5 protein-coding genes, 1 tRNA gene and 1 other annotated feature are annotated in these 6,893 nt (G+C 42.1%); of the genes, 1 reads left to right on the top strand and 5 read right to left on the bottom strand.

Going from position 1 to position 6,893, the window contains the following annotated elements:
* Positions 1-129 precede the first annotated feature (129 nt).
* The 5 genes from AB5642_RS19310 to leuC all read right to left on the bottom strand — a co-directional run bounded on the left by AB5642_RS19310 (position 130) and on the right by leuC (position 5,858).
* The gene (locus tag AB5642_RS19310) at positions 130-1,059 is read right to left on the bottom strand and encodes a cell wall hydrolase (protein ID WP_118578463.1); all 930 of its coding nucleotides are present in this window, start codon (positions 1,057-1,059) and stop codon (positions 130-132) included.
* 466 nt (positions 1,060-1,525) lie between these two features.
* The gene (locus AB5642_RS19305) at positions 1,526-3,181 is read right to left on the bottom strand and encodes a 2-isopropylmalate synthase (protein ID WP_173718951.1); all 1,656 of its coding nucleotides are present in this window, start codon (positions 3,179-3,181) and stop codon (positions 1,526-1,528) included.
* A 168-nt stretch (positions 3,182-3,349) separates the two neighbouring features.
* Positions 3,350-3,618: a binding site (T-box leader), on the bottom strand.
* A 59-nt stretch (positions 3,619-3,677) separates the two neighbouring features.
* Positions 3,678-3,751: transfer RNA gene (locus AB5642_RS19300), tRNA-Pro, on the bottom strand.
* Between the two features lie 334 nt (positions 3,752-4,085).
* Positions 4,086-4,574 carry a 3-isopropylmalate dehydratase small subunit gene (leuD, locus tag AB5642_RS19295; RefSeq protein ID WP_118578464.1) on the bottom strand — a complete coding sequence of 163 codons (489 nt, stop codon included), beginning with the start codon at positions 4,572-4,574 and terminating at the stop codon, positions 4,086-4,088.
* A gap of 15 nt (positions 4,575-4,589) precedes the next feature.
* Positions 4,590-5,858 carry a 3-isopropylmalate dehydratase large subunit gene (gene leuC / locus AB5642_RS19290; RefSeq protein ID WP_173718950.1) on the bottom strand — a complete coding sequence of 423 codons (1,269 nt, stop codon included), beginning with the start codon at positions 5,856-5,858 and terminating at the stop codon, positions 4,590-4,592.
* A 266-nt stretch (positions 5,859-6,124) separates the two neighbouring features.
* Here leuC and AB5642_RS19285 point away from each other — a divergent pair.
* Positions 6,125-6,893 (top strand): LysR family transcriptional regulator (locus tag AB5642_RS19285; RefSeq protein WP_368371883.1); only part of this gene is annotated, 769 nt, incomplete at its 3' end.

The following is a 6,893-nucleotide window of genomic DNA, read 5'->3' as shown; positions in this document are numbered from 1 at the left end:
TCCAAAATGAAATGTAGGTATTTTTGTCGCTTACCTTTAGATATCTCACCTGTCTACTTGACAAGGGGCATATCAAATTTCCTGGCGGCTTATATCTCTTTATTACAGAATGTTACTGTTATTAAAATATTATTTTTTCACCATCTGAACAACATTTGTGTCATCTTCTGAGGTTTCATTCTCAGTGTTCTGTGACTTAGCTTCATCCGGGTAGGTGTAAAACTCGTGAACACCATATTTAAATAATTTTTTTAAATCCTTATCAAACCAGGACACGTTCTTTTTGTCCGCAGCAGAACGCTGAACAAAGAACAGAGCTCCTTCTGAATAGTCAGTTCCCTCTAATGCCTGTTTCACAGCTTCCCTGGTCTCATCTGTTACCGTTACTTCATAAAACTTACCATCGTAAACAGGTGAAAACTGAGGAATTCCATTTCTCTGATCCAGAATAACACCTGTAATGGTATCTGGAAATTCCTCATGGGAAAGGCGGTTCATAATTACATTTGCGATCAGTACACGACCTTTAATGTCCTCTGTGCCCGCCTCTGCCTCTACTATATGAAGCAAGTTATCATAATCTGCGTCCGACATGATCTTCGGATTTGCAGACATGGATACTGCAGCTGCATCAAGGCTCGCAACTGTATCAGCCATAGAGTCCCCTACATTCAACTCATCCACGTTTCCTTTTATCTGCTTCACGCGCTGGCCTACCATGACTCTCTCGCATGAAGTTCCAATTCTTGTTACAGATGTTCCTGCTGAAGGAGTATCTGCAACACTGGTTACCATACCGGCAATTCCGGTAGGCAGATCATACTCTACACTTCCAAGGTCAGTCCAGGCATCCGCGGATCTATTCTCTTTGTCCGAAGCTGCATATACCTGGCTCCGTGGACCAAACTCCGCCACCTTCGTTCCAACTGCCAAAATCATTGCCAACGTGGCGCAGGCGCTAAGAGCTACAAAATTATGTACAAGAGCATTTCCATTCTTTTTTTTCTGGGCATCGCTCTTGCAAGTTGTTACATGTTGTAAACTTCTTTTTAATTTCATATTCTTCTTTCCTTGCACTTCTGTTATGTTTTGATTTCTTTTATTATTTATTCTGTAACATTTCTGTAATTTATAGGAAAATTATATTTAATAAACTCCAAAATGTCAAGTTTTTTTTGCTTTCTATAGCTTTTTTCTCTAAAAACAGGTAAAAAAAGAAAGGCAACAAGAAAGAAATAGGATGATTCATTCAAAAATCATGTAATATTTTTGATAAATTTACCCTGTTTCTATTTGTCCCCTTTTATTCTTAGGTATGGTTATTTCTCCCCTTCTTATGGATTTTATTATAGCTTTTCTTTTTCTGTTCGTCAAACCTTTTTTATCGCCGAATTCTGACAAAAAGCGCCGTTACCTTTCAAAGCAGCAAACCACCGCACAGTCTTTTTTATGAACTGATTTGCGGTGGTTTGTCTTTTTGTTATCAAATATGCTTCTTATTATAAATAAGGTTTAAACAAATCTCTCAGCGGTTATTAATTGCTGTTACAAGTGCATCAATGGAAGCACGGATAATATCCGGGTCTACGCCTGCTCCCCACGCCATAGTTCCGTCAGGTTTCTTGATTCCAACATATGCTATAGCCTTAGAACTGGAGCTGCGCTCTAACGCATGTTCCTGGTATACTTCCAGAGAATACTTCAATTCGTATGCTTTCTTCAGGGCATTGCTCACTGCGTCAAGACGTCCATTTCCCACAGCCTCTGTGGTAATTGTTTTTCCATTAAATGTGGAGATTACCTTAGTTGTAATTCCCTCGCTCGTCTGCTGGAAGTGCACTTCATTAATGCTGTACGGCTGTCCCACATTCTCAAAAGTCTTTTTGAACAGATCAAAGATTTCATCTGGATGAAGCTCTTTATGAAGGTGATCAGAAACACCCTTGGCTGCGTAACCCATTGCCTCACGCATTTTTGGCGGAAGGTTCAGACCGTATTTTGTTTCCAGAATGTAGCCTACGCCGCCTTTGCCAGACTGGCTGTTGATACGGATAACATCTGCATCATAATTACGTCCAACATCTGTGGGATCAATTGGCAGATACGGAACTGTCCAGCGGTTCGGATCTTTTTCCTCGATCCAGTGCATACCTTTGGCAATTGCATCCTGATGGGAACCAGAAAATGCTGCAAAAACAAGTGCTCCACTGTATGGACTTCTCTCTCCAACTGTCATTCCCGTGCAACGCTCATACACCTCGCAGATGTGAGGCATATCGGAGAAGTCAAGCTTCGGATCTACTCCCTGGGAATACATGTTCATTCCAAGTGTTACAATATCAACATTACCAGTACGCTCTCCGTTTCCAAAAAGAGTTCCCTCGATGCGGTCTGCTCCGGCAAGAATTCCCATTTCAGAATCTGCCACACCACAACCTCTGTCATTGTGAGGATGTAAGGAAACGATTACATTTTCACGGCGAAGCATATGTTTGCACATATATTCAACCTGACTCGCATATACATGCGGCATGGAATGCTCCACTGTTACCGGAAGGTTGATGATACATTTGTTGTCCGGAGTCGGCTGCCATACATCGATAACCGCATTGCAGACCTCAAGGGCATATTCCGGCTCAGTTCCTGTAAAGCTCTCCGGACTATACTCAAACTGGAAGTTTCCTTCTGTCTGTTCAGCCAGTTCTTTTAATAATTTCGCACCTTCTACGGCAATCTTTAAAATCTCTTCTTTGGATTTCTTGAATACCTGTTCACGCTGTGCAACAGATGTGGAATTGTATACGTGAACAATAGCTTTGGGCGCACCTTTTACGGCTTCAAAGGTTTTACGGATAATATGCTCCCTTGCCTGTGTCAGTACCTGGATCGTAACATCTTCAGGAATCAGTTTGCGATCGATCAGGGTACGAAGGAACGTATACTCTGTCTCGGAAGCAGCTGGAAATCCTACTTCAATCTCTTTAAACCCAATCTGTACAAGAAGTTTGAAAAACTCAACCTTCTGTTCCAGGCTCATTGGGATGACAAGTGCCTGATTTCCGTCACGAAGGTCTACAGAACACCATGCAGGTGCCTTATCAATATAGTCCTTTTTTGCCCAGTCCATACAGGTTTCTGGTGGAAGATAATACTGTTTTTTGTATTTGCTTACATTCATCATTTTTTATTCCTCCATATTGTAAATTTAATTTTTCTCTTTTCTGTGACGGAAGGATTCTTTGTCTGCTGGGTCAGAGCTCAGTCTGATAAAGCAGCTTTATGTGGTATTAAATTCCAATGGAATTACTATCACATAAAAAAAGTCCTCCAGCTCTGCACACATACAGGTGCAAGAGACGGAAGACATACATCTTACGCGGTACCACTCTTATTTCATGAATAGAATCCATACACTTATCGGATACGGGATTACTCCTTATATCCTTTCCCTGTAACGGTGGAATCCGGCTGTGTCTACTCTCGCTTCTTCTAATCATTCGAAGTAATTTCAGACAGCTGCTCCAAGGCGAGTTCTACAGTTTCCTTCCGTCATCTCACACCACCCGATGACTCTCTGCGCTCCGGTACCTGTGTACTACTCCTTATCAAAGCATTTCTCTTATATGTTCTTTGTGGTTATTACCTTAACATTTTTCAAGTCACTTGTCAATGACTAATCGGGGCAACAGGATTTGAACCTGCGACCTCACGGCCCCCAGCCGTGCGCGCTACCAAGCTACGCCATACCCCGCGAACAGTTGATATTGTATCAAATGTTATAATAAAAATCAACAGTTTTTTCAAAAAACAAATTAAAATCGTCTGTAAGTGTTACTGTGAACGGAATAGACGGGTAACCCATGTATAACTCTCCTATCCAATTATAAAAGAACCTTGAACGTAGGTAAAACTGCAATTTTATTGAGAAAAATCACAGAAATCAAGGTTTTCGCCCATATACCAAAAGACCTTGACAGCTGGTTTTCCCAGTCCATCAAGGTCAGTTTTTATGCTTGGACAAATTTCTATTGATTGGGCGATTTGCCCTTTAACAGGATATTTTACTTTGCCTGTTAACAATTATATTAATGCTGTGCATTAATATAATTAACAAGTCCTTCCGCCTTAATGATCTTCTGCATAAATTCCGGGAAGGCCTGCCCCTTAAATTCAGTTCCTTTGGTGCGATTGTAGATCATGCCAGAATCAAAATCCACCTCTACCTCATCCCCCTCATCAATGCCCTTGCTTGCTTCCGGGCACTCAATGATCGGAAGTCCAATGTTGATTGCATTTCTGTAAAAAATTCTGGCAAATGTCTCTGCGATAACACAGCTGACACCAGCTGCCTTAATAGCGATCGGCGCATGTTCACGGGAAGAACCGCAGCCAAAATTCTTAGTTGCTACAATAATATCACCCTTCTGTACTCTTTTTACAAAAGTATTATCAATATCCTCCATGCAATGAGTTGCCAGTTCTGCCGGGTCTGAAGAATTCAGATAACGTGCCGGAATAATAACATCTGTATCAACATTATCTCCATATTTAAAAGCTCTGCCTTTTGCCTGCATGATAAGTACTCCTCCTTATAATCCTAATTCTTCCGGTGCACAAATATAACCGGTTACTGCACTTGCTGCAGCTACTGCCGGGCTTGCCAGGTAAACTTCAGACTCCACATGTCCCATACGTCCTACAAAGTTGCGGTTAGTAGTAGAAATGCAGCGCTCACCAGCGGCCAGAATACCCATGTATCCACCAAGGCACGGTCCACAGGTAGGTGTACTTACAACTGCTCCAGCCTCAATGAAAATCTTAAGAAGTCCCTCTTCCATTGCCTGCAGATAAATTGCCTGAGTCGCAGGAATCACAATACAGCGAAGCCCTTTCTTAACCTTGCGTCCCTTCAGAATCCGGGCTGCAACACGAAGGTCGTCAATACGGCCATTCGTACAGGATCCGATTACAGACTGGTCTACAACAACCGGTTCTCCAATCTCAGAAATGGTCTTAGTGTTCTCTGGTAAATGAGGGAACGCAACAGTTGATTCCAATGTGCTAAGATCAATTGTGTACTCAGCTTCATAAACAGCGTCCTCATCAGCCTCGTATGCTGTATACGGGCGCTTGGAATGCTCCTTCATATATTCGATTGCAAGATCATCAACCGGGAAAATTCCATTCTTTCCGCCAGCCTCAATTGCCATATTAGCAATAGTAAAACGGTCGTCCATAGACAGGTTTTTAATTCCCTCTCCCACGAACTCCATAGATTTATAAAGAGCTCCGTCCACGCCGATCATTCCAATGATATGTAAGATCACATCCTTACCGCTTACCCATTTTTTCGGTTTGCCAACGATGTTAAATTTAATGGCAGACGGTACCTTAAACCATGCTTTTCCTGTAGCCATGCCAGCTGCCATATCAGTACTTCCGACACCAGTGGAAAAAGCTCCAAGAGCTCCATATGTACAGGTGTGTGAATCAGCTCCGATAATCACATCGCCTGCAACTGTAAGACCCTTTTCCGGAAGGAGCGCATGCTCAATTCCCATCTGTCCTACATCAAAATAATTGGTGATATCGTGGCGACAGGCAAATTCACGAACACATTTACAGTGCTCAGCAGACTTAATATCCTTATTCGGAATAAAGTGATCCATTACCAGTGCAATTTTATCTTTGTCAAATACGGTATCTACTGTCATCTTATCCATCTCATGGATAGCTACCGGAGAAGTGATATCGTTTCCAAGAACAAGGTCAAGCTGTGCCTCTATAAGCTGTCCTGCTTCTACATGATCCAGACCTGCATGCGCTGCCAGGATCTTCTGAGTCATTGTCATTCCCATTTTAGTATTCCTCCTGATTCATTGTATGTTGATATTTTAGCACACTTTCTGTTATAATAAAAATACATATTAATCATAGTTATTATAATTTGTAGTTATATATCACTGTTTACTGGTGCTATTCTGTAAGATATTATTTTGAGCGTAGTTCACAAAAACCTGAGAAACTTGGCGAAAAATCATTCGAATGCGTGATTTTTGTACATTGTAAGATATGTTGTCATGGACAAGGGTAAGCAATATTGTTATATATTCAGGAGGAATTTATGCAGGAAAATCTGTCTCTTTATCATATATTTTACACAGTCAGCCGCACTGGCAATATCTCAACTGCTGCTAAGGAGCTGTACATCAGCCAGCCTGCCATCAGCCGCGCCATTAAGAAATTGGAAAATAATCTGGACACCACTCTTTTCAAGCGCAGTTCCAGAGGCGTAACCCTCACCCCTGACGGCCAGATTCTATATGAAAAAGTAAAAGGAGCCTTCGACCTTCTTTCCGAAGGAGAGGATTCCATTCTTCACAATCGTTCCAGAGAGATTCCCAGGCTGCGCATCGGTGCCAGCACCACTTTATGCAAATATGTACTTATGCCCAGGCTGAAAGATTTCATAGCTGCCAATCCGCAAATCCGTATTACAATCTCCTGCCAGTCCACCTACCAGACCCTGAAACTTCTTGAAGAAGACAAAATAGACATCGGCCTGATCGGACGACCGCAGAAGCTATCCGGATACGAATTTTTGCCTCTGCTGCAGATCCAGGATACCTTTGTCGCTACACATCAATACCTGGAGAATCAGCACCAGCTTTTTCCATCAGAACCCCTTCAGCACACTGCTACTTTCATGCTTCTTGACGAACAGAATATAACCAGACAGTCCGTCAATACCATGCTTCATGAGCACCAGATGCAGCTTGGTCACATTCTGGAAGTCAGTTCCATGGATCTTTTAATCCAGTTTGCACAGGTGGGCTTGGGAATTGCCTGTGTGATCAAAGAATTTGTGCAAAATGATCTTGATAAAGAAATAC

Origin of the sequence: Ruminococcus sp. 1001136sp1_2201st1_G3_2201SCRN_220225, assembly GCF_040924365.1 — a bacterium.
GTDB lineage: Bacteria > Bacillota > Clostridia > Lachnospirales > Lachnospiraceae > Blautia_A > Blautia_A faecis.
The sequence above is the reverse complement of the archived record's forward strand: the minus strand, read 5'-3'. Positions and strand labels throughout refer to the sequence as shown.

Bases quoted from the DNA above. Each gene is read 5' to 3' on its own strand.
- leuC (WP_173718950.1), bottom strand. From the start codon at position 5,858: ATGGGAATGACAATGACTCAGAAGATCCTGGCAGCGCATGCAGGTCTG.
- leuD (WP_118578464.1), bottom strand. From the start codon at position 4,574: ATGCAGGCAAAAGGCAGAGCTTTTAAATATGGAGATAATGTTGATACA.
- AB5642_RS19305 (WP_173718951.1), bottom strand. From the start codon at position 3,181: ATGATGAATGTAAGCAAATACAAAAAACAGTATTATCTTCCACCAGAA.
- AB5642_RS19310 (WP_118578463.1), bottom strand. From the start codon at position 1,059: ATGAAATTAAAAAGAAGTTTACAACATGTAACAACTTGCAAGAGCGAT.